The sequence below is a fragment of the Polyangium spumosum genome, from assembly GCF_009649845.1.
In the GTDB taxonomy this organism is placed as follows: Bacteria; Myxococcota_A; Polyangia; order Polyangiales; family Polyangiaceae; genus Polyangium; species Polyangium spumosum.
The window spans coordinates 968583-990551 of sequence record NZ_WJIE01000002.1 but is presented as its reverse complement, the minus strand read 5'-3'; the positions used below and the strand labels follow the sequence as shown (position 1 = coordinate 990551).

The window sequence follows — 21969 nt, the reverse complement described above, 5'->3', positions numbered from 1 at the left end:
GTCCCTCTAACCCCCGGAAAGGGCCTGCATCACGTAAATCACCGATCCTGCGCCGACCTCGTCCCCGAGGCCCGTTCGATCGGTCGTCTGATGGCCGTCGACGAAGATCACCACATGCTTTCGGACGACGCCCTGCTCGTCGAGGACATACGCCCGCACGGCGGGCTCCGCGGCGAAGTACACGTCGAGCGCCTCGCGGACGGTGCGCCCTTCGACGTCGCGCGCGGGGCAGGGGACGTGCCTCGCGATATGCTGGGTGAACGTGACGCGCGGCATGCGTGCACCCGAGCCTCGCGGACGAGGAGCGGGTTTGTCAAGGCGAGGTTGCGCCTCTCCAGGGAAAATTCTGCCACCCCGCTCGGGGCACCCCCGACTTGCGGCCCGCAGGTGGCCGCCCGTGTCGTCTACCGAGACCATTCCGTCCCTTGAGATACTACTTACGTGTGATTGCTTTTTGACGCCGAGCCGTTGGAACATCGCAGCATGGGAAACCCCCCGCGAGACCCCGCCGGCGATCGGGAGAGGCGCGAGCCAGGCAAACACGACTCGGGGTTGTACCCGGCCGAACGCGGGGATTGCTCGTGGGGGGAGAGCGGCGAGGCGGTGGCCGTCCTCCGCGAGAGCGAGGAGCGCTTCCGCCTGGCCACCGAGGCCATCCGCGGCGTCGTCTACGACTGGGATTTCGCCACGAACCAGGTCTGGCGCTCGGGCGGCCTCTGCGACGTGCTCGGCTTCTGGCCCGAGGAGATCCCCAGCACCGAGGCCTGGTGGCGCAGCCGCATCCACCCCGAGGACCTCGCCCGCTTCTCCGGCCGCACGACGCTCCGCAACGTGAACCGGCCCGTGCTCGACGCGGAGTACCGCATCCGCCACCGCGACGGCCGCTGGCTCTGGGTCTGGGACCACGCCCGCATGGTCCTCGACGACAGCGGCACGCCCGTCCGCCTCATCGGCTGCGTCATCAGCATCGACGCTCGCAAGCGCGCCGAGCAGGCCCTCTGCGAGAGCGAAGAGCGCTTCCGCGTCATGGCCGACACCGTGCCCGAGATCCTCTTCACGGCGCTGCCCGACGGCCGCGGCGAGTACATGAACCGGCGCATGTACGAGTACACGGGCATGCGCCCCGGCGCGGACGACGCCGCCTGGATGTCGTGGGTCCACCCCGACGACATCCCCGCGGTCAAGGCCCAGTGGGCCGAGGCCGACGGCCCCGAGGGCGAGCCCGTCGCCGTCGAGTACCGCCTGCGCGGCAAGGACGGCGCCTACCGCTGGTTCTGCGGGCGGGCCCGGCCGATCCGCGACGCGCGGGGCGCCATCCTCAAGTGGTTCGGCGCCGCCGCCGACGTGCACGACTTCAAGGCCGCGCAACAAGCCCTGCGCGAGAGCGAAGAGCACCTCCGCCTCGCCACCGAGGCCGGCGGCGTCGGCACCTTCTCCTTCGACCTGCAAGAGCGCCAGGCCTGCTGCTCGCCCACGACCCGCGAGCTGCTCGGCCTGCCGGCCGACGCCGTCTTCCAGCGCCGCCTGCTCCTCTCGTGCGTGCACCCCGACGATCGCCCCGAGGTCAACCGCGTGACGCGCTGCGCCTTCGAATGCGAGGACACCTGCCGCTCGCAGTTCCGCATCCTTCGTGGCGGCACGGAGGTGCGCTGGATCGAGCTCATGGCGCGCGTGCGCCGCGACGGCGACGGCAAACCAGCGGCGCTCTACGGCGCGCTGATCGACGTCACCGAGCGCAAGCGCCTCGAAGAGGAGCGTGACGCCTTGCTCGACGGCGAGCGGGCCGCGCGGCGTGACGCCGAGCGAGCGAACCGCCTCAAGGACGACTTCCTCGCCATCGTCTCGCACGAGCTGCGCGCGCCGCTCAACGCGATCCTCGGCTGGTCCGAGCTCCTGCGCCGCGGCGAGCTCTCGCCCGAGCGCGCGGACAAGGCGCTCGACGTCATCCAGCGCAACGCTGGCCTGCTCGGCCGCCTCATGGGCGACATGCTCGACATGGAGCGCATCCGCGTCGGCAAGATGAAGCTCGACGCGAGCCCCTGCGACCTCTCCCGCCTCGTCGACGTGGCCCTCGAGACCATGCGCCCGCAAGCGGACGAGGGGCACGTGCGCCTCGCGCGCGCGGACGACCTCGACGCGGTGAACGTGCGCGGCGACCCGGCGCGCTTGCAGCAGATCGTGTGCAACCTCCTCAGCAACGCCATCAAGTTCAGCGCCCCCGGCGGCCTCGTCGAAATCTCGCTCGCGCGCGGGCGCGACGGCGGCTGCGTCACGCTCACCGTGCGCGACGGCGGCCTCGGCATCCGCCCCGACATGTTGCCGCACGTCTTCGAGCGGTTCCGCCAGGCCGACACGTCCTCTCCGCGGCGGCAAGGCGGGCTCGGCCTCGGCCTCTCGATCGTCAAGGACCTCGTCGTCCTCCACGGCGGCTCGGTGCGGGCCGAGAGCGAGGGCATCGGCTGCGGCGCGACGTTCACGGTGGAGCTGCCGCTCACCGAGGAGAGCGCGGCGCCGCCCGACGAGCGTGCCGCGCCTCCGTTGCTCGCGGGGCAACACGTGCTCGTGGTCGACGACGAGGCGGACGCGTCCGAGGTCCTCTCGCGCCTGCTCGTCGAGGAGGGCGCCGAGACACGCGTGGCCTCGAGCGCCGCCGAGGCGCTCTGCGTGATCCGGTCCGGCTGGCCGACGATGGTGCTGAGCGAGCTCGGTTTGCCTGGTGAGGACGGGTTTCACCTGGTCCGCGCCCTGCGCGGCGACCCGCGCGCCGCGTCGCTCCCGGTCGTCGCCGTCACGGCCTTCACGCGGGACGCCGACCGAGCGCGTGCGTTACGCGCGGGCTTTGATGGTCACGTCAGCAAGCCTGTCGAGCCGCATCGCCTCTTCGACGAGCTCACGCGGATCCTCCGCACGGTCGCGGCTACCACCGGTGATACGCCGGGTGCCCCTCTTTCACCGCGACGAACGTGCCGCGACACGTCGCCGTGATCTTCCCTTCGGCCTCGAGCGTCGCCTCGATCACGCATCGATCCTCGGCCACGTCGGCCACGCGCGCCACGAGGCGCACGGGCTTTCCGAGCGGCGTCGGGCGCTTCAGCCGCACGTGGAAATCGGCCGTCACCGTGCACGGGGGTCTGTCGAGGCCGCCGCGCTCCATCAGGTGATGCGCCGCGGTCCAGTTCGAATGGCAATCGAGTAGCGCGCCGATGATCCCGCCGTTGAGCATGCCGGGGAAGGCCTGGTGGTGCGGCGCGGGGACGAACGTGGCCACGACCGCGTCTCCTTCGACGTGGCTCTTGATCCGCAGCCCCTTCTCGTTCGCCGGCCCGCAGCCGAAGCATTCGCTGTGCGGCGCGTAGCGGTCCTGCAAGCTCAGCTCGTTCATCGTCTCCTCCTCACGCGATGGTCATGCCGCCATCCACCACGATCGTCTGCCCCGTCAGGAACGACGCCGCGTCGGAGGCCAGGTACAGCGCCGCGCCGGCGATCTCGTCCGGCTGCCCGTAGCGGCCGAGCGGCGTCCGCCCCACGACCCGGTCCACGAGGTCCTTGTTCTGCACGATCGCCGACGCGAACCGCGTGTCCACGAGCCCCGGCGCGATCGCGTTCACGCGGATCCCGCTCCCGCCGAGCTCGACCGCCATCGTCTGCGTCATCGACACGACCGCCGCCTTCGTCATCCCGTAGACGCCTTGCAGCGGCGCCCCCGTGATCCCCGCGACGCTCGTCACGTTCACGATCGCGCCCGGCGCGCCCCGGTCCACGAGGTGCCGGACGAGCTCACGCGACGTGTAGAAATACCCCTTCAGGTTGACCTCGATCGTCTTGTCGAACGCCGCGTCGTCCGCCGTCACGAGTGGCCCGAAATGTGGGTTCGTCGCCGCGTTGTTGACGAGCACGTCCACCTTCCCGAACGCCGCGATCGTCTGCTGGAACAGCCTCGCCACGTCGTCCGGCTTGCCCGTGTGGCAGGGGAACCCCTCCGCGGTCACGCCCTCCTTGCGCAGCCGCAAGGCGGCCGCGTCGAGCCCCTCCTTCTTCCTCGACGCGATCACCACCTTCGCCCCGCTCTGCCCGAGCGCTTTTGCGATCGACTCGCCGATCCCTCGGCTGCCTCCGGTCACGATGGCGACCTTGCCCTCGACATTGATCCAGCTCGTCATCTCGTTGCGCGGCATCCTCGCGAAATGCCGGCGGCTTGCCAAGCGACGTTTTGCCGGGCGGCCTCGACGCGTGTGCACTCGGCGCCTGCTCGCCCGTGACGCGCGGCGGGCCTCGCTCGTTTCGCCGGGAACATGCTGCCCGCAAACGCCTGGCACGTGTGCTGCTCCACCCCTCGCGCGGGCGGCGCTCGATTCCAGCGCCCAAAGCCAGGGGGAATGAATCCATGACACGAACGATGGGAATCGCGGTCGCGACGTTTGCGCTCGCCGCGGCGAGCGCCGGCACGGCCTCGGCGCAAACGGTGGTTCGCGAGGCCGAGATGGAGCCGGAGGGGATCGGCGCACCGCAGAAGGCCTTCGAGATCCAGGTCGACACGGGTTACAACCAGGGCTTCGGCCCGGCCGTGCCCGCGACCGAGGGCACCGACCCGACGCGCCTCGGCCCCGCCGGCCTCGGGGCGGGCCTCGGCCTCCACTACCGCGCCAATCCGTACTCCTCGGTCGGCATCAGCGGCAGTTACAACATGCAAAACCTCACCGGCGGCGCCGAGATCCGCGGCGCGACGGCCGGCATCGACGGCGTCTTCCACACGAACCCTTACGGGCGCCTCGACCCGTGGGTCTCGGTCGGCGCCGGTTACCGCATGATGTGGGACATGCCCTCCGGCCAGGCGAACGACATGTTCATCCACGGCTTCCAGCTCGCCAAGGCCAAGGTCGGCATCGACATCCGCGTGAGCGAGAGTGTCGCGCTCGCGCCGACGATCGGCGGCGACCTCAGCATGTTCCTCTGGCGCAACCCCGAGGGCCGCGTCTCGACGCAGACCGTCGACGCGCCGCGCCTCAACGCCTTCGTCTTCGCGGGCGTCGCGGGGCGCTTCGACGTGGGCGGCGAGCGCGCCCGCCCGGTGGCGATCATCGCCAAGCGGTAAAGCCAGCACGCGTGACCACGCGTGTGAGGGGGCGGGCCGGGCGCCTGCCCCCTCGTTTTCATTCGTGGCTGGCCAGGCGCCTCGCGTGGGGTTATGTGCCCGGCTGCTGATGAAGCTCTTCGTGCTGCTCGTGATCCTGGAGGACTGCCCCCGCGACATCCTCGACAGCCCGGACGCGTTACGCGCCGCGCTCGACGCTGCTGTCGCCGCGGGCCCCTTCACGGGCCTCGGCACGCTCGTCGTGCCCTTCTCGCCGCAGGGCGTCACCGCGTGTGCCGTCGTCGGCGAGAGCCACATCGCGCTGCACACCTGGCCCGAGGAGGGCCGCCTCTTCCTCGACGTCGCCTCGTGCAGCACGCAGGAGAGCGTGCATCGCGCCTTCGACGCGATCCGGAGGCACGTCCCTGGCCGCGTGGTCTTGCTCGACGAACGGCTGCTCGACGCGGGCGTGAATCGCAGCATCGCGCGGTGACGCGGCTCTTGCGGTCGCCTTTCAGGCCGCGTAAAACCGCGCCCCGATGTCGACCAACGTCGTAGAGAAGCCCGCGGAGCCGGGGTTTCAGGGGCCCAAGTCGAAAAAGGAGATCCTCGGCCATCCGGCCGGCCTCTTCGTGCTCTTCACCACGGAGATGTGGGAGCGGTTCTCCTACTACGGCATGCGCGGCCTCTTGAAGCTGTACATGGTGAACTTCCTGTTCGTCACCATCCGGCAGCGTTACCAGGGCCAGGCGTACGACGCGACGGGCAACCCGGGAGACGTGCTTGGCTGGAGCTTCATCCGTGGCCTCTTGCCGCAGGTCGATCCCGCGACGCTCGGCCAGTGCGTGAACGACAAGGTCACGGCCCTCGTCCAGGGGGATCCGACGAAAAACATCGCGCCGATGGCGGCGGACGTGGCGCGCTCCGTCGCCGAGCAGACGTGCGCGATGCAGCCCGTCGCCTCGACGATCTACGGCTGGTACACGGGCCTCGTGTACCTGACGCCGCTCTTCGGCGGCTTCATGGCGGACCGTTACCTCGGGCAGAAGCGCTCGGTCTACCTCGGCGGCACGCTCATGGCGCTCGGGCAGTTCACGCTCTTCGCCAACGAGAACCTCTTCTTCGTCGGCCTGCTGCTGCTCATCATCGGCAACGGCTTCTTCAAGCCGAACATCTCGACCCAGGTCGGCAACCTCTATCCCCCGGGCGACAAGCGCCGCGACGGCGCGTTCACGATCTTCTACATGGGCATCAACCTGGGCGCGTTCCTGACGAACCTCGTCTGCGGCACGCTCGCCCAGAACAACGGCTGGCGGTACGGCTACCTCGCGGCGGGCATCGGCATGTGCCTCGGCCTGCTCATCCAGTTCTTCTTTGGTACGAGCACGCTCGCGCCGGACACGCTGAAGAAGCGTGAGGAGAAGGGCGAGGCCCAGGCCGTGGTGAAGGAAGACAACGAGGGGCAACGGATCGGCGCCCTCGTCTTGCTCTGCGCGCTGAACATCGTCTTCTGGGCGGTCTACGAGCAGCAGGGCAACACGATGCAGACGTGGGCCGACGAGAAGACGGTCTGGCCGGTGATCTTCGGCTTCCAGGTCCCCTCGACCTGGTTCCAGTCGTTCAACCCGTTCTTCATCTTCCTCTTCGCGCCCTTCCTCGACCGCATCTGGGCGAAGCAGGCGGAGCGTGGGACGGAGATGTCCTCGGTCACGAAGATGGCCGTTGGCTGCATCATCCTCGGCCTCTCGTTCATCGTGATGGTGGCGGGCGCGAACGTGATCGGCGTGGGCAAGGGCAGCCTCTTCTGGCCGCTCGTCTGCACGATGCTGCTGACGATCGGCGAGCTCTACCTCTCGCCGATTGGCCTCTCGCTCGTGACGAAGGTCTCGCCGGTGCGCTTCGTGTCCATGATGATGGGCATGTGGTTCCTCTCGAGCTTCTTCGGCAACATCCTGAGCGGCTACATCGGCATCCTCTACACGAAGTGGTCGCCGACGAGCTTCTTCCTCCTGCTCATGGGCCTCGGCGTCGCCGCGGGCCTGGCGATCGCGGCGTTCAACAAGCCGCTGCGCAAGGCGATGGGCAACCACTGAACGAGGCTCTTTCTCCCCCTCTCCACGAAGTGGAGAGGGGGTAGGGGGGTGAGGCCATGTCCCGCCGACACATCCCGCTCCCGCCGCCCCCGCGCTCTGTCCCGCTCGGCGTCACGATCACGCAGCTCTTCGGCGTCAGCACGCAGCTCGGTTTGCTCTTCCTGGGCATCGGGCTGATCTTCTTCTGGGCGTTCGCGTGGAGCTCGGAGGCCGTGACGGCGTTCGAGTTCCTGGGGCCGACCACGGTCACGACGGGCCACGTGACGGCCGTCGAGGCCACGTACTCGAGCGAGAACAAGCGCCGCATCCATCGCGTGCGTTTCATGTACGAGGTCGACGGCGCGACGTTCGACGGCGCGTCGTACACGACGGGCCCGACGATTGGGCCTGGCTCCTCGGTCCCCGTCGAATACGTCACGGAGCGCCCGGAGAGCGCGCGCGTGCAGGGCCTGCGGGCCCGGCCCTTCAGCGCCGCGGCCGCGATCACCACGATATTCCCCCTGGGCGGGCTCCTGGCGGCCCTCTTCGGCCTGCTCTCGGGCGCCCGCAATACGCGCCTCTTGCGCGTGGGGGCCGTGGGATACGCGCGGCTCGTGCGCAAGACGCCGACCAACGCCACGGTGAACAAGCAGCGCGAATACAAGCTCGAATACGAGCTGACGATCGAGCCCGAGATGCCGCTCGGCAGCTACCGTCAGGGCTGGGCGAGCTGGGCGCAGAAGCACCCCTTCACGTACAAGACCCACGAGACACGCGCCGTGACCGACGAGCACGAGGAGCCCGTGCTTTACGACCCGAGCCGCCCCGGCGACGCGCTCTTGATCGACGCGGTGAAGGGCGTCGTGATCGACCCCGCGACCCAGACCTTGCGCCCGACGCGCCCGGCGGTGCTGCACCTGGTGTTGCCGACGCTCGTGCTGCTGGGCAATGCGGTTTATCTGGGGGTGCTCCTGGTCGGGCCGTGACGGGGCGGGGCGTTGTTCGAGGCACTCCGCGTCACGTGGTGGCGTTGTTCTGGGCGCGACGTGACGTGTAGCGCTGGAGGCGCGCCGCGACGCGTGCCCTGTGCCTCGTCACGCGTCGCGACGGGCACGTCAGCGGCGCGGGCGCTCGCGAGGGGCGGGCCCAGCGTTGTGGAGGGGAACAAGGGGTCGGCTCTGCCTTGCGGGGCCTTCGAGCGGAGCGCGCTCGCGTGTGGGGGCGCGCGACGCTCGGCTCAGCCTTCCTTGGGAGGTTCGACGGTGGGGGGCTGCGTGGTCGTGCCGGACGACGGCGCGGGGTATCGCTTCGCGAGCGCGAACAAGGATTCGAGCAGGGCTTGGGTCCGCGGGAGATCGTCGGCGGTGCCGTATTTTTGCGTCCACGCGAGCGCGTCTGCCACGGTGGTGAAGGTCGACGCGCATGCGGCGACCGCGGCGCGCCGCCGCTCGCTCGGCCTGCGCCCCGTGCCCTCGCCGTGCCCGATGGCGTCGGCGAGCGCGTCGGTCGATTGCTGAATTTCGCCGAAGACGCCTTCGAGGTCGAGGAGGGTGATATCGGCGGTGTGCTGCGGCTCCTTGGTGAGCTCGAGCTGCGTGCGACCGAAATCGACCTCCTGCTGATACCGGAGCTTCGTCTGACCGGTGCCCGTTCCGCGCAAGAAAGCCTTCTGCAATCGCGCGGCGGCGGCGCGTTTCTCGGCATTGGGATCATGTGACGCGGCGAGGAGGAGGGCGCCGAGCCGCTTTTGCGTGCCATCCCAGGAGGTATCGGCCTCCTTGGCGACATCCGCGCCCCCACGCGCGGCGCCGAGCTCGGCGAGGGCCCGGGCAATACGCAGCTTCGAGATGACCAGCGCGGGCGCGTCGCAGAGGGATTTGGCCGCCGATTGCCCGGCACCGTCGTAGGACGTCGTATCGATGGTCGCCCAGGGGCCCTCGGAGAGGAGCGGGGCGAAGGCGAGGAAACCTTCCTCGGGGACATGGGCGAAGCTGTGCGCCGGCATGGGATTTCTCCTTGGGCGGGGACGGTACGGGAGGCGGGGGCGGGTTGTAAAGGGGGTTGTGGGGGTGGGCGGGGCGGAAGGTGGGGGCGCTCGGGGCGGAGACGGCAAGCGCGAACTGTTTGTGTACCGTTTTCGGAGCCGGCACGACGCCCGTCACCGGCACGACAGCGGCGCGCGGATTGTGCTCACAACGGGAACGGGGAAGAATGTCGGTGGCGACAGTGGCCACGGCCAGGAGGCGCACGTTGGACGAGCAAACATGGGAGCTCGTGAACAAGGCACGTCGGATCGGAGAGTCGGCGTTCGATCCGGGGTTCGGCTCGGTCGTCGCCTGCGGGGAGCACCTCGTAGCTTGTGACGGCGAACGGCTACGGCGCCTCGACCCCGGGAAGACGCACGGGGTGACGTTGCAAGCCCTGGACGTGCGGTTCGCCCAGCTCGCGGCGGACGGTGCGCATGCCGTGATCGTTGCGTTGAGTCATGAAGAGGTGTGGCGGGTGCCCATCGAGGGCGGAGATGCCGAGGTCGTGGCGCGTGGGCAGGATGAACCGAGGTCGCCCGCGGTGCTGGACGCGCGCGCTGCATGGCTCGACTGCCCGTCGCCCCCTCGATGGAAGGACGGGCATCCAGTCCGGGTACGGCTGGAAGGAAGGGAGGAACCCATTCACGAGCACCACGGCGTAGGGGATTTGATCGCCTGCAGTGGGGCGCTGTTCTGGAGTCAGCGTGAAAGGAGAGGCGCGAAGAGTTTCCGGCCGGACCTCCACCGTTGGGATCCCGCCATGGGGCGCGCCGAGGTCATCGCCGTGCTGGAGGAAGGGGACTCTGCCGAGGCTCCTGGGTTGGTCACCGACGGCAAAGTGATTGCGTGGATCTCCGGGCAACGAATCAGCGTGCTCGACCCGGTGACGGGCGCGCGGCGCTCGGTGGAGGTCGGGGCCGAGAGCGTGTGCGCCCTCCCCGTGGGCGACGATCTCCTGGTTGTCATCGGCAGAGAGGACGTCTGGGAGCTCATTCGCCTGGGCCCGGATGGAGGGCAGCGCAAGCTGGCACGGTGGTACAATCGTTCAAGGCTGTGGACGAGGCTCGTGCTCCGGGGCGACGAGGTCGTTTGGGCCGCGGGAGAGCGTCTTTTGGCGGTCACGTTATCCCCAGGCGCCGGGGCATGAGCGGGTGCGGGTGCGTTGACTCGTGACGGTGTTTCGTGGCTGCTAGGCAGAGTCATGGCTGAAGAGCAACCGGTGGGCGGGGTCGCGCGGGTCGGCGCGGTGGTCGACCGTATGCGACCGGTGGTGCTCCTCCTCGGGCTCCTGGTCCTCGGCGCGGCATTCGGGCTCGCGGCCTGGGCGATCCAGAAGGACTACTTGCTGCGCGTGGCCGGGCTCTGGAATGGCGTGAAGGGCTCGCCGCACGGGTTGGCCGCGCATGCCTCGAACAAGGCGATGGCCGAACTCGCGGTCCTGGGCATGCAAGGCTCGACCGGAGCCGTCGCGCTGGCCCTGCTGATCCCGCGCCGAGAGGAAAGCGCGTTCTTCCGCTGGACGGCATGGCTGGGGCTCCTGCTCGCCGTGGTGTTTTTGGCGGCCACGGCGCTCGGTCTGTTCGGGCTCGCGTTCCACGGAGCCGCGGTCGCGTTCGATCCGACCTGCACCATCGACGGCCCCTGCGACCACGCGCCCAAGGCCATACCGCCCCTCGATTGGCGTCTGCACTATCTCGGGGGATTGGCGGTGGCGGCGACATTCATTGCCGCGATCTTCGCGGCTTGTTTCGGGGTGCGGTGGGTGTCCTGGGGGGTCGCGAGGCTTCTGCGCGGGGGGCGGGCGAAGGGCTGAGGGCGCGAGGTACGTGGCCTGCTCCCGTTTTCGCTGCGGAGGCGGGAGTGGGTGCGGGCGCGGGAGCGGGAGCGGAAGCCGACGCGGGACGCCGACCTGGTATCGCTTCACGGTTCGGTTTTCACCTTCATCAACGGCTGCCACCCACCCCCGAGGGCCCGGTAAAGCCAAATGCCGGCCATACGCTGCTCGAGCAGCGCGTCGATCAACTCGAGCTCGGCCGAGAGCGTGTTTTGCTGCGCGAGGAGCACGTCGAGATAGGTCGCCTTGCCAGCGCGGAAGAGGGCGTCGGCCGTGTCCACCGTCCCGGAGACGGCCGCCTTTTGCCGCTTCTTCTGCGCCACGACCTCCGCCGTGCGCTCCACCGCCAGAAGCGCGTTTTGCACCTCGACGAAGGCCCGAAGGATGACGCCCTGGTAGTTGTACATCGCCTGGACCTGTATCGCCCGCGAGACGTCGAGCTCCGCTTCGAGCCGGCTCCGGTTCAAGAGTGGCGCGGTGAGCCCACCCAGCGCCGAATAGATGAGCGACTCGGGCGTCACGAACAGATACCTCGGCTCGATCGCCTGGAAGCCGACCCCGGCGGAGAGCGTGAGGCTCGGGTAAAACGCCTTGCGCGCGGCCTCGACGTCGAATTTGCTCGCCTGGACCTGCAGCTCGGCCTCGCGAATGTCGGGGCGGTTCCGGAGCAGGTCGGAGGGAATGCCCAGGGAGAGCCCGGTCGCGGCGTCGCGGAGCAGGAGGTCCTTCGCGCGGACGATCGGCCGGGGGAGGCGCCCGAGGAGCAGGTTGATGTGGTTCTCCGTCTCCTTTTGCTGCCGGCGCGTCGCCGCCACCAGCGCCTCGGTGCTCGCGAGCTGGCCCTCGAGCTGCTGGATCGAGAGCTCGTTCGCGCGGCCCGCCTCTTTCTGGAGGCGCATGACCTCGAGCGAGCGCGCCTGGCGCGCCACGGTCTGCGCCAGGATCTCCTGCCGGTGATCGAGCGCGAGCAGCTCGAAGTATGCAATGGCGACGTCCGACACCAGGATCGTGATGACGAGGTTCGTGCCCTCGAGGGTCGCGAGGTACTGGGCCCGCGCCGCGCCGCGTATGCTCCGCAGCCTCCCCCAGACGTCGATCTCCCAGCTCGACTGGAGGCCGAGGAAGAAGTCGCCGTAATGCACGGGGACACGCCGACCGGGGGTGATGTCCGTCTCCGCGTTTCCGGCGCCATCCATCGTGTACAGGCCGAACTTGCGGATCCCCGCGCTGACGCCGAGGGAGACCTGCGGCAACATGGCGCCCGTCGACTGCCGGATGCCCGCGCGCGCAATCTCGATGCGCTGCAATGCAATACGAAGGTCGTAGTTGCTCTCGAGCGCGGTCGCGATCAGCGCGTTGAGGTTCTCGTCGGCGAAGTAGTCCTGCCATTTCATGGCGGCGGCGGACGAGCCCGCGCTCTTCGTGTCGAACGACGCGGGCAGCTCCACCTCCGGCACTTTGGGCTCCGTGTAGGCGCACCCGAGGGGCGCCGTCATCACGAGGGCCAGAAGGACGCTTTTGCACACGCTGTTCATGACCCCACCCCCGCCGCCTGGGCATCTTCGGCACCTTGGGCCTCCGGTCGCGACAGCCTCGCGGCGAGCCCCTTGAACACCAAATAGAGCCCCGGCACGAGCACGACGCCCCATAATGTGCCCATCACCATGCCGCCGACCGTCGCGGTGCCGATCGTGCGGTTCGCGATCGCGCCCGCGCCGGTCGCCGTGGCGAGCGGGAGGAGGCCGACGATGAACGCGAGCGACGTCATCAAAATGGGCCGGAGCCGCTGCCGCGCGGCGTCGACCACCGCGTCGAACGGGGCGAGGCCCTCACGACACCGGAGCTCGGCGAACTCGACGATCAGAATGGCGTTTTTCCCGAGCAGGCCGATGAGCACGACGAGCGCGATGTGCGTGTAGATGTTGTTTTCGAGGCCCGTCAGCTTCAAGAGCGCGAACGCCCCGAAGACCCCCGGCGGCAAGGACAGGACGACCGACGCGGGCAGGAGGAAGCTCTCGTATTGCGCCGCGAGGACGAGGTACACGAAGATGAGCGCGATGAGGCCAACCCAGAGCCCCTGGTTGCCCGCATTCACCTCGTCGCGCGAGATGCCCGCCCAGTCGATGCCGTAGCCGCGCGGCAGCTTGTCGCGCGCCGTCTCCTGGATGGCCTTGATGACCTCGCCGCTGCTCACGCCGGGCTTGCCATCACCATTGAGCTCGGCCGAGGGATACATGTTGTAACGCGTCGTCTGGTCGACGCCGTACGACTTCTCCATCGTCATGAACGCCGAGAGCGGGACGAGCTCGCCGCGGTCGCTCCGCACCTGGAGCCGCAGCAGTTGCTCGGGGGCCGCGCGGTACTCGGGCCGCGCCTGGACCATGACCTTGTACATCTGCCCGAACCGGATGAAGTTCGTCGCGTATTCGCTGCCGAGCAAGGTCTGGAGCGTGCCGAGCGCATCGTCGATCGAGACGCCCTTTTGCGCCGCGCGATCGATGTCGACGTGGAGCGTGTATTGCGGGTAGTTCGCGTTGAAGATCGTGAACGCGCTCGCGATCTCGGGCCGGCTCTTCAGGTCGACGATGAACTGGTCGACCACGCCTTGCATCTCGCGGAAGTCGCCCCGCCCGGTCTTGTCGAGCAGGCGCAGCTCGAAGCCACTCGCGTTGCCATAACCGGGGACGGACGGCGGCGGGAAGAACTCGAGATCCGCGGCATGAATGTGCGAGACGTGCTGCTCGAGGGCCGCGATGATCTCGTGGACCGATCGCGTCCGTTGTTTCCACGGCGCGAGGTTCACGAGGCAGGTTCCATAACCGGCCCCGGTCCCGTCGGAGAGCACGTTCGTCCCCGCCAGCGTCGAGATACTCTCCACGCCTTCGAGGTCACGCGCCGCCGTCGCGATGGCATTGACGACCTCCTTCGTCTGCTCGAGCGTGGCGCCCGGCGGCGACGTGACGCTGACGTAAAAGACGCCCTGGTCTTCCTCGGGGATGAACCCCCGCGGCACCGTCCTCGCGACGAGCCCCGTGCTCATTGCGAAGCCGCCGAGCAACACGAAGGTGACGGCGCGCCGCGCGGCCGTGCGGCGCACGAGCCCCGCATACCCACCCTCGAGCTTCGTGTAGCCCCCATTGAACCACCCGAAGAACCGAGCGAGCGCCGAGCGCGGCCGCGCCTCGTGCGGCCGGAGGAACGACGCGCAGAGGGCGGGCGTCAGCGTCAGCGCGATCAGACCCGAGAGGGCGATGGCGATGGCCATCGTCAGCGCGAACTGTCGATAAAAGATCCCGGCCGGCCCGTCGATGAACCCGAGCGGGACGAAGACGGAGCCCATGACGAGCGTGATGGCGAGGATCGCCGGGCCAATCTCGCCGAGCGACTGTTCGGTCGCCTCGCGAGCGGAGAGGCCGCTGTGCGTCATCTTGTGGTGGACGGCCTCGACGACCACGATCGCGTCGTCGACGACGATGCCAATCGCCAGCACGAGGGCGAACAGGGTGATCAGGTTCAGCGAGAAGCCGAGGAGCTGAATGAAGACGAAGGTGCCGACGAGCGAGACCGGCACGGCGATGACCGGGATGAGCGTCGAGCGGAGGTCCTGGAGGAACAAGAACACCACGAGCGCGACGAGCACGAAGGCCTCGAGGAGCGTCTTCCGGACCTCGTGCACCGACGCGTCGAGGAAGCGGCTCACGTCGAAGCTGAACGCGTAGTCCATGCCGGGGAGGAAGGTCTCTTTTTTGATCACGGCGAGGCGCTGCTTGACGGCCTCGATGACCTCGCTCGCGTTCGAGCCGGGGAGCTGCTTCAGCAGGATGGATGCGGCGGGCCTGCCGTTGAACTTCGCCTCGACGTCGAAATAGGTCGTCCCGAACTCGACGTCGGCGACGTCCTTGATCTTGAGGATTCGACCGTCGGCCATCGCGCGGATGGGGATCGCCTCGTACGCCTCGACCGTGTTGAACTTGCCGGTGTACCTGAGCGTGTACTGGAGGGGCGTCGTCCCCTTGTCGCTGTTTTCGCCAATCTTGCCGGGCGCGGCCTCGACGTTGCTCTCCTCGAGGGCGTCGAGCACGTCGTCGCTCGACACGCCATACGTCGCCATCTTGTCGGGCTTGAGCCATACCCGCATCGCGTACTCCTTGGCGCCGAGGATGTCGGCGTACCCGACGCCATGGATGCGCTTGAGCTCTGCGAGGACGTTGATGTCGGCGAAGTTGTAGAGGAATTTCTCGTCGTGGTCGGGGTTCGTGCTGTGGATGCTCAGGTACATGAGCATCGCGTTTTCTTCCTTGGCGATTTTCACGCCGTTGCGGATGACCTCCGCGGGCAGCTCGCCCATCACGGCGTTCACGCGGTTTTGCACGTTGATCGCCGCGACGTCCGGATCGGTGCCCGTCTCGAAGAGGATCTGCACGACGCCGACGCCGTCGTTGCCGGCGTCGCTGCTCATGTACTTCATCCCGGGCACGCCATTGATCGCGCGCTCGAGCGGGACGATCGCGGCCTTCGTGACGGTCTCGGCGTTCGCGCCCGTGTATTCGACGGTGACGTTGACCTCCGGCGGCGCGACGCTCGGGAACAGCGCCATCGGCATACGCCGGAGCGAGAGCAACCCGAGGAGGACGAGGAGGATCGAGATGACCGCCGACAGGACGGGGCGGCGGACGAATGTCGTCAGCATGTGTGGATCACCGTGCGGCCGAGGCGTCGGCGGGGCGCACGTGGATGCGGGCCCCGTCCTTGACCTTCTGGACCCCTTCGAGGACGAACCGGTCGTCCTTCTGGAGGCCGGATTCGACGACGAACGTGTCGGAGAGCCGCGCCCCGGGGACGAGCCTCCGGGCCCTCGCCGTGTTGTCCGCGTCGAGCGCGTACACGAAGACCTCCCCTTGCATTTCGAAGGTCGACTTTTGTGGCACGAGGAGGGCGCCGCGCAGGTCCGTCGCGAGGACGACCTTGCCGCTGCTGCCGTGCTTGAGCGTGCCGGCCGCATTCGAGAATTTCGCGCGGAACGCGATGGTCCCCGTCTCCCTGTCGAACTCGCTCTCGATGGTGTCGATGACGCCCTTGACCGGGAACGTGCTGCCGTCGGCGAGCTTCAGCGTGACCTCCTTCGGGCGCTCGGCCGACGCGGCCGAATATTCGAGGTACTCCCGCTCCGAGACGCGGAAGTAGGCGTACACGTCGCTCGTGTCGGTGATCGTCGTGAGCAGCTCGTCCTCGGCGACGGCGCTGCCGACCTTGCGCGGGATGCGGTTCACGAAGCCGTCGAAGGGCGCCTTGACCGTCGCGTAGCCGAGCTCGACCGCGGCCCGCCCGGCGCCCGCCCGCGCCTCCTCGACCTTCGCCTTGAGCGTCTGGATCTTCGCGTCGACGAGCGTGATCTCGGCCTTCGAGACGACGTCCTTGTCGATCAGGAGCTGCATGTTCTCCCGCTCGAGCTGGCCGCTCCGGAGCTCGGCCTCCGCGGTCGCGGCGGCCGCCCTCGCCGCGAGGACCTCTTTCTTCAACGCGCGCGCGTCGATCGAGAAGAGCGTGTCGCCCGCCTTCACCGCCTGGCCCTCGTCGACGGCGACGGCTTCGATGACGCCCTTGATGCGTGATCGAATCTCCGCATGACGAGCCGCCCGGATCTCGGCGACGTACTCGCGCTCGATGGATCGATCGGCGACGACGGGTGAAGCGACGGGCAAAGCCAGCCCGGGCTCCGCCGTCGCGCTCGGCTCCGGCTTCACGCCCGGCTTGCAGGCCAGGATGTGAAGGAGCAAGGCGACGAATATCGACAGGGTGCGCAATACCCGGACGCGCGGGGACACCCGGTAGGCATGTGAGGACAACCCTGCGAAGGGCGGCGCTGCGCGGCGGGGGAGATCGGTCGGCACGGGCCCGACCGTAGCCACCGGGGGCCGGCGGGTCGTTACAAGCCAGATTAAAATCTCGTAATGTTTCCCGCTCGGCACGTTCTGCTAGTCCTTCGGGCGGGATGAAGGTGCTGATCGTCGAGGACGACGCGCGGGTCGCGAAGTTCGTCGCCCGGGTCCTCACCGAGGAGGGCTACGTCGCCGACATCTGCGCGAACGGCGCCGACGCCACGTCGCAGGCCCAGACGGGGATGTACGACCTCATCGTCCTCGACTGGATGCTGCCGGACGTCGACGGCCTCTCCGTCTGCCGGACGCTCCGCCGCGCCGGCCTCGTCACGCCGATCCTGATGCTCACCGCCCGCGGCGAGCTGCGCGAGCGCGTGCTCGGGCTCGAGACGGGCGCGGACGACTACGTCGTGAAGCCGTTCGAGGTCGAGGAGCTGCTCGCGCGCATCCGGGCGCTCCTGCGCCGCTCGTCGGCGTTCTCGCGGCTCCTCTGCGGGGATCTGGAGATCGACCGGATGAACCGCCGCGTGCTGCTCCGCGGCGCCGCGCTGGACCTCACGGGCCGCGAGTACACGCTCCTCCTGCACCTCGCGCACCGGGTCGAGCGCGTGGTGCCGAAGTCGGAGCTGCTCGCGCACGTCTGGGAGATCAAGTTCGACCCCGGGACGAACCTCGTCGAGGTCCACGTGAGCCGCCTGCGCGACAAGCTCGGTGATCACGCCTGGATGATCGAGACGGTGCGCGGCGTCGGTTACCGGCTGCGCGTGGAGCGGGCGACATGAGCTTCCGGAGGCGCTTCGTCGGGGCCGTCTCGGTGATGACGGTGGCGACGCTCGGCGGCGCGCTCATGTCGATCTCCATCGCCGTCAACGTGTCGCAAGAGCGCCAGCTCGACGAAGCGTTACGCGCGGAAGCCGCAGAGGAGGCGCGTGAGGCCTCGGCGCTCGGCGGCGACGAGCTCGCCATCAGCGACCGCCCCGGGCCCGCGGCGAACGACGTCGGACCCCTGACGAAGTACGGCGCGATCTTCGGCGCGGACGGCGGCGTGCTCGCCGCGACGCCGACGTTCCAGGGCACGCCTCCGCCGATCGAGACGCTCGGACCCGGCTCGACCGAGTGCTTCGACCTGTGGTTCCGCGGCGAGCACCTGCGCGGCGTGCTCGTGCCCATCCCGGCCCACGCGGGCGCGCGCCTGCTGCTCGCGGCGCCACGCACCGATCTGGATGGGGACGCGTCGTTCCTCGCGCGCGCGATGCTCACGGTGTTTTTTGTCGCCGTGGGGTGGTCCGTGCTCCTGGCGACGTGGATCGTCCGTCGACTGACGCGCGAGCACGAGGCGATCACGCTCGTCGCGCGGCGCGTGGCCGCCGGGGATCTGTCCGCGCGCGTCGCGACGCCCACGGGCGACGCGGAGATCGCGCAGCTCGGCAAGGACATCAACGAGATGATCGAGCGCCTCGACGTGCTCGTCGCCTCGCAGCAGCGCTTCATCGCGCAGGCGGCCCACGAGATGCGCTCGCCGCTGACGACGCTCTACGGCGAGCTCTCGCACGCCCTGCGCAAGCCGCGCGAGGCGGATGCCTACCGGCAGGCGATCGAGGAGGCGCTGGAGGCCGCGCGCCGGATCAAGCTCATGACCGAGGACCTCCTGGCCCTCGCGCGCCTCGGCGCGGACGTGGGCGAGCCCTCGGAGCCGGTCGACGTCCTCGAACGGGCGCGAGCCGCTGCCGAGGCGGTCGCGTGGGAGGCACGCGAGCGCGATACACGCATCGAGATCGGCGGGAAGACTGCGTACGTCCTCGGGCATCCCCGCAATCTGGAGCGGCTCGTACGGAACCTCGTCGAGAATGCGGTGCGACATTCGCCCAGAGGGGGCCGCGTGGAGGTCGTCGTCGAGCGACGCGGCGACGTGATCGAGGCCGCGGTGAGCGACGAGGGGCCGGGGATCCCGGAGGCGGAGCGCGAGCGCGTGTTCGAGCCTTTTTATCGGGGCGTGCGCGAGCGGGCCGATGACATGCCGGGCGCCGGATTGGGCCTCCCGATCGCACGTCAGATTGCGCGCGCACACGGCGGCGATGTCGTCTTCGACGCCACACGAATGGCAGGGAGCCGGTTCGTGGCGCGGTTCCCGGCCGCTCGTGCAGGAGATGTCCGCGCCGATCCGCGTCCGGGGGAGCGGGCGTCGTGAGCCCGGTCCGGCCGCGTCCGTGTCCATTCGCAGATTTGCAAATCCGATTGGCGGAAACGCGGCTCGCGTATGATCGGGGCCTGGTACGGTGTGCGCCCTTCACGGATCCCCACCGAAGGGCACATCCACATGAAATTGCTTGTACGGCTTCTCCCCCTGCTTCTTCTCCTCCCCCTCACCACCGGCTGCGGCTCGACCGAGCCCGAGCCGGATTGTAACGGCGAAGGCGCCGACAAGGCCAACTGCGGCGTCTGCTCCGGCGACGCGGCAAACGCGCCTCCTTGCATCAGCGTCACCGCCGCGCTCGAGGCGGCCGGCTTCCTCGTCAAACCCGCCGGCAAGAGCGACGACGGCGCCGAGCTCTACGACCTCACGCTCCTGCAGCAGAACGACCACCAGGACCCGAGCGCGGGCACCCACGAGCAATACCTCACGCTCATCCACCGCGGCTTCGACCGGCCGATGAACCTGATCTCCACGGGATACAGCAATTATCTCGGGTTCGATCAGGACGAGCTGACGACGCTCCTCGCGGGAAATCAGCTCGTCCTCGACAAGCGCTTCCACAACGGCAACGGCGACGACTTCTCCCTCTTCACGCGCAAGCAGGTCGCCGACGACGCCCACGACGTCGTGGTGCGCCTGCGCGAGCTGTACAAGAGCGCGTGGATCGGCTCGGGCTTCTCCAACGGCGGCGTCGACATGGTGAGCTTCCGCCGCCATTACCCCGACGACGTCGACGCCGCCGTCGCCTTCGGCTCCCCCTTCATGACGGCCGAGGACACGCGTTTCCTCGCGTTCTTCGACACCGTCGACGCCACCTGCCAGGACCGCCTCGAGGCCATCCAGCGCGCCGTGCTCGGGCCGCAACGCACGGCCGTCGAGCCCGCGGTGCAGGCGATGGCCGCCGACGAGCTCGAGGACACCTTCACCCGCGTCGAGCCCGCGCGCGCCTTCGAGGCCGCCGCGCTCTCCTACCCGTGGCTGTTCTGGCAATACTTCGGCACGCCCGACGATTGCACGGGTCTGCCCGATCCCGCGATGGCGACGGCCGAGGAGCTGACGACGGCGTTCTTCGACGTCACCAGCATCTTCGGCACCTACCCGATGTCCGACGGGTACCTCACGTTCTTCGGCGCCTACTTCTACGAGGTGCAGCAGAGCGGCGGCTGGCCCGCCCTGCCGCGCGCCGAGCTCGTCGCGGAGGGCCTCCTGCCCGAAGGCCTCGTCGACATGGAGCGCGGCCTCGTGCCCGAGGGCGTGACGCCGCCGATGTTCGACACCGAGGAGAACAACGCGCTCGCAGAGTTCGCCCGCCTCGGGGACGGCGTCGCCTTCGTCTACTCCGACCAGGACCCGTGGTCGGCCGGCGCCATCACCCCGGCGGCAGGCAGCGGCAACCTCCGCTTCGACGTCACGAACGGGAACCACCTCGCGACGTTCTCGTCGCTCGCGGAGCCCGATCAGGCCGCGCTCTCCGCGTTCATCGAGGAGAAGCTCGGTATCGACCTCCCCTGAGAGCGACCGATCGACCAACGACAAAACGAAGAGGCCCCCTCGGACGAACCGAGGGGGCCTTTTCATTTCGAGCGACGGATCGCTCTCTCGATCAGCCGAACAGCGGCAGCTCTTCCTTCTCCTTGATCGGGAAGCGCGCCGCGATCTCGTTCTGATCGATCCCCGCGAGCCTGCGGAGCGCGCGGTGCACGTGGCCGGGCTTCAGGCGGACGCCGCCGCCCTCGACAGGCTCGAGCGTCTTCGGGTCGAGGTTCATCGGGTTGTGACGCTCGGTCGTCTTGCCGATGACCGTGTTGCCCGGGATGCCCGCGCCCATCAGCAGCATGCTCGTGATCGACCAGTGGTCCTTGCCGTTACCGGAGTTGTACCCCGGCGTGCGGCCGAAGTCGGACCCGACGACGATCACCATCTTCTCCCAGACGCCCGTCGCCTTCGCCTCGGTGACGAGGTAGTCGATGCCGTCCCAGAGCTGGGCGAGCTGGTTGAACTGCTGCTGGTCGTTGTTGCCGTGCGTGTCGAACCCGCCGATGCCGAGGTTCGCGCTGACGCAGATGCCCGCGCGGTACGCCGCGAGGGCGATCTGCGCCTGGCGCCGCAGGTTGCCTTGCTCGAGCTGCGCGGGAAGGAACTCCGTCAGCTTCTTGAGCTCGTTTTGCCCCGAGCGCGCCGTGAACAACATGCCCATCGACTGCTGGATGCGCGGCAGGTTCTGCTTCTCGGCGTACGCCATGTGGCGCGCCGTGCGCGTCTCGGCGAGGCGCGCCGCGGTCTCGTCCGTGAAGTAGCCGGCCTGGTTCTGGTTGCCCGGGTCGATCACGTTCGGGAAGGCGATGCGACGGATCGCATCGACGTTGCCCACGCGCGTGACCGCCACCGTGCCCGCCGTCGTGTCGTAGCCGCCGTACGAGATGTACGCCATCGGCAGCGCTCCGCCGGACGCCGCCGCGACGAGCGCGCCGAACGAGGCCTTGTTCTCGGCCAGCGTGCCCGCCCAGGTCACGCGCGTGCCGACGTCGTGGCTGTTCGTCGACGTGTCGACGGCGTTCAGCACCATGAGGTCGTTCACGTACTTGTCGAAGAACGCCTTGTTCGCGCCGTTCGGATCGGGGGCGTACTGCATCGGCAGCTTGCTCGTGCTGCCGACGGCCGTCCCGATGTCCGTCGCGAGGTAGTTGTTCATCGGATCGGGATCACTCTCGCCCTTCGATCCCTTGGGATCGCAGAAGCTCGTGACGTCCCAGCCGCCGCCGGCGTGGATCAGGATGTAGAACTTGCCCTCGTACGCCGCGGCCTCGGCGTCGTTCGAGAACGGGATGCTGCTGGCGGCAATGCCGAGCCCTGCCGCGGAGGTGATCTTGAGGAAATCTCTTCGGTCCATGG

General features: G+C 68.8%; 18 protein-coding genes. 10 read left to right on the top strand and 8 right to left on the bottom strand.

What is annotated here, in order from left to right; translation table 11 throughout:
- Positions 1–6 precede the first annotated feature (6 nt).
- A complete protein-coding gene (locus GF068_RS09975; protein WP_153819075.1) occupies positions 7–276 on the bottom strand; it encodes a MoaD/ThiS family protein in 270 nt (89 codons plus the stop codon).
- Between the two features lie 207 nt (positions 277–483).
- On the opposite strand from GF068_RS09975, the gene GF068_RS09970 reads away from it, so the two are divergent.
- Positions 484–2985 carry a hybrid sensor histidine kinase/response regulator gene (locus GF068_RS09970; RefSeq protein WP_153819074.1) on the top strand — a complete coding sequence of 834 codons (2502 nt, stop codon included), beginning with the start codon at positions 484–486 and terminating at the stop codon, positions 2983–2985.
- On the opposite strand, the gene GF068_RS09965 is transcribed toward GF068_RS09970, so the two are convergent.
- Positions 2918–3382 (bottom strand): PaaI family thioesterase, encoded by a 465-nt coding sequence (locus GF068_RS09965; RefSeq protein WP_153819073.1) that lies wholly within the window; start codon positions 3380–3382, stop codon positions 2918–2920. The genes GF068_RS09970 and GF068_RS09965 overlap by 68 nt on opposite strands.
- A gap of 10 nt (positions 3383–3392) precedes the next feature.
- A complete protein-coding gene (locus tag GF068_RS09960) occupies positions 3393–4160 on the bottom strand; it encodes a glucose 1-dehydrogenase (protein ID WP_153819072.1) in 768 nt (255 codons plus the stop codon).
- Between the two features lie 224 nt (positions 4161–4384).
- On the opposite strand from GF068_RS09960, the gene GF068_RS09955 reads away from it, so the two are divergent.
- From GF068_RS09955 to GF068_RS09940, 4 genes are all read left to right on the top strand, one after another.
- The gene (locus GF068_RS09955) at positions 4385–5092 is read left to right on the top strand and encodes a hypothetical protein (protein WP_153819071.1); all 708 of its coding nucleotides are present in this window, start codon (positions 4385–4387) and stop codon (positions 5090–5092) included.
- A gap of 109 nt (positions 5093–5201) precedes the next feature.
- On the top strand, positions 5202–5564 hold the full coding sequence (speD, locus tag GF068_RS09950) for an S-adenosylmethionine decarboxylase (RefSeq protein ID WP_153819070.1): 363 nt from the start codon (positions 5202–5204) through the stop codon (positions 5562–5564).
- A gap of 46 nt (positions 5565–5610) precedes the next feature.
- Positions 5611–7164, top strand: a complete 1554-nt coding sequence (locus tag GF068_RS09945; RefSeq protein ID WP_153819069.1) for a peptide MFS transporter — start codon at positions 5611–5613, stop codon at positions 7162–7164.
- Positions 7165–7220: 56 nt separating this feature from the next.
- Positions 7221–8129 (top strand): DUF3592 domain-containing protein, encoded by a 909-nt coding sequence (locus GF068_RS09940; RefSeq protein ID WP_153819068.1) that lies wholly within the window; start codon positions 7221–7223, stop codon positions 8127–8129.
- 251 nt (positions 8130–8380) lie between these two features.
- Here the strand turns inward: GF068_RS09940 and GF068_RS09935 are convergent, their stop codons facing one another.
- Complete coding sequence (locus GF068_RS09935) at positions 8381–9148, bottom strand: hypothetical protein (RefSeq protein ID WP_153819067.1); 768 nt, start codon at positions 9146–9148, stop codon at positions 8381–8383.
- 245 nt (positions 9149–9393) lie between these two features.
- Here GF068_RS09935 and GF068_RS09930 point away from each other — a divergent pair, with 245 nt between their 5' ends.
- Together GF068_RS09930 and GF068_RS09925 are read left to right on the top strand one after the other, a co-directional pair.
- Positions 9394–10317, top strand: a complete 924-nt coding sequence (locus GF068_RS09930) for a hypothetical protein (RefSeq protein WP_170319384.1) — start codon at positions 9394–9396, stop codon at positions 10315–10317.
- Between the two features lie 54 nt (positions 10318–10371).
- Positions 10372–10983, top strand: a complete 612-nt coding sequence (locus GF068_RS09925) for a hypothetical protein (protein WP_153819065.1) — start codon at positions 10372–10374, stop codon at positions 10981–10983.
- A 107-nt stretch (positions 10984–11090) separates the two neighbouring features.
- Here GF068_RS09925 and GF068_RS09920 read toward each other — a convergent pair whose 3' ends face one another.
- The 3 genes from GF068_RS09920 to GF068_RS09910 are packed head-to-tail and all read right to left on the bottom strand — an operon-like array spanning position 11091 to position 16895.
- Positions 11091–12539, bottom strand: coding sequence for a TolC family protein (locus tag GF068_RS09920; protein WP_206079427.1), 1449 nt, complete (start codon positions 12537–12539; stop codon positions 11091–11093).
- Complete coding sequence (locus GF068_RS09915; protein WP_153819064.1) at positions 12536–15694, bottom strand: efflux RND transporter permease subunit; 3159 nt, start codon at positions 15692–15694, stop codon at positions 12536–12538. The genes GF068_RS09920 and GF068_RS09915 overlap by 4 nt, the downstream gene beginning before the upstream one ends.
- 7 nt (positions 15695–15701) lie before the next feature.
- Positions 15702–16895, bottom strand: a complete 1194-nt coding sequence (locus GF068_RS09910; RefSeq protein WP_153819063.1) for an efflux RND transporter periplasmic adaptor subunit — start codon at positions 16893–16895, stop codon at positions 15702–15704.
- 101 nt (positions 16896–16996) lie between these two features.
- Between GF068_RS09910 and GF068_RS09905 the strand changes: the two genes are divergently transcribed.
- From GF068_RS09905 to GF068_RS09895, 3 genes are all read left to right on the top strand, one after another.
- Positions 16997–17665: a response regulator transcription factor gene (locus GF068_RS09905; RefSeq protein WP_153819062.1), complete on the top strand. Its 669-nt coding sequence runs from the start codon at positions 16997–16999 to the stop codon at positions 17663–17665.
- Positions 17662–19071: a sensor histidine kinase gene (locus tag GF068_RS09900; protein WP_153819061.1), complete on the top strand. Its 1410-nt coding sequence runs from the start codon at positions 17662–17664 to the stop codon at positions 19069–19071. The genes GF068_RS09905 and GF068_RS09900 overlap by 4 nt, the downstream gene beginning before the upstream one ends.
- A gap of 129 nt (positions 19072–19200) precedes the next feature.
- The gene (locus GF068_RS09895) at positions 19201–20589 is read left to right on the top strand and encodes an alpha/beta hydrolase family protein (RefSeq protein ID WP_170319383.1); all 1389 of its coding nucleotides are present in this window, start codon (positions 19201–19203) and stop codon (positions 20587–20589) included.
- A 91-nt stretch (positions 20590–20680) separates the two neighbouring features.
- On the opposite strand, the gene GF068_RS09890 is transcribed toward GF068_RS09895, so the two are convergent.
- A complete protein-coding gene (locus GF068_RS09890) occupies positions 20681–21967 on the bottom strand; it encodes a DUF1501 domain-containing protein (RefSeq protein ID WP_153819059.1) in 1287 nt (428 codons plus the stop codon).
- Positions 21968–21969: the final 2 nt, after the last annotated feature.

Coding starts and splice junctions, on each gene's coding strand:
- GF068_RS09920 (WP_206079427.1), bottom strand. CDS start 12,539: ATGAACAGCGTGTGCAAAAGCGTCCTTCTGGCCCTCGTGATGACGGCG.
- GF068_RS09945 (WP_153819069.1), top strand. CDS start 5,611: ATGTCGACCAACGTCGTAGAGAAGCCCGCGGAGCCGGGGTTTCAGGGG.
- GF068_RS09970 (WP_153819074.1), top strand. CDS start 484: ATGGGAAACCCCCCGCGAGACCCCGCCGGCGATCGGGAGAGGCGCGAG.
- GF068_RS09940 (WP_153819068.1), top strand. CDS start 7,221: ATGTCCCGCCGACACATCCCGCTCCCGCCGCCCCCGCGCTCTGTCCCG.
- GF068_RS09975 (WP_153819075.1), bottom strand. CDS start 276: ATGCCGCGCGTCACGTTCACCCAGCATATCGCGAGGCACGTCCCCTGC.
- GF068_RS09925 (WP_153819065.1), top strand. CDS start 10,372: ATGGCTGAAGAGCAACCGGTGGGCGGGGTCGCGCGGGTCGGCGCGGTG.
- GF068_RS09960 (WP_153819072.1), bottom strand. CDS start 4,160: ATGACGAGCTGGATCAATGTCGAGGGCAAGGTCGCCATCGTGACCGGA.
- GF068_RS09905 (WP_153819062.1), top strand. CDS start 16,997: ATGAAGGTGCTGATCGTCGAGGACGACGCGCGGGTCGCGAAGTTCGTC.
- GF068_RS09915 (WP_153819064.1), bottom strand. CDS start 15,694: ATGCTGACGACATTCGTCCGCCGCCCCGTCCTGTCGGCGGTCATCTCG.
- GF068_RS09955 (WP_153819071.1), top strand. CDS start 4,385: ATGACACGAACGATGGGAATCGCGGTCGCGACGTTTGCGCTCGCCGCG.
- GF068_RS09890 (WP_153819059.1), bottom strand. CDS start 21,967: ATGGACCGAAGAGATTTCCTCAAGATCACCTCCGCGGCAGGGCTCGGC.
- GF068_RS09935 (WP_153819067.1), bottom strand. CDS start 9,148: ATGCCGGCGCACAGCTTCGCCCATGTCCCCGAGGAAGGTTTCCTCGCC.
- speD (WP_153819070.1), top strand. CDS start 5,202: ATGAAGCTCTTCGTGCTGCTCGTGATCCTGGAGGACTGCCCCCGCGAC.
- GF068_RS09895 (WP_170319383.1), top strand. CDS start 19,201: ATGAAATTGCTTGTACGGCTTCTCCCCCTGCTTCTTCTCCTCCCCCTC.
- GF068_RS09965 (WP_153819073.1), bottom strand. CDS start 3,382: ATGAACGAGCTGAGCTTGCAGGACCGCTACGCGCCGCACAGCGAATGC.
- GF068_RS09900 (WP_153819061.1), top strand. CDS start 17,662: ATGAGCTTCCGGAGGCGCTTCGTCGGGGCCGTCTCGGTGATGACGGTG.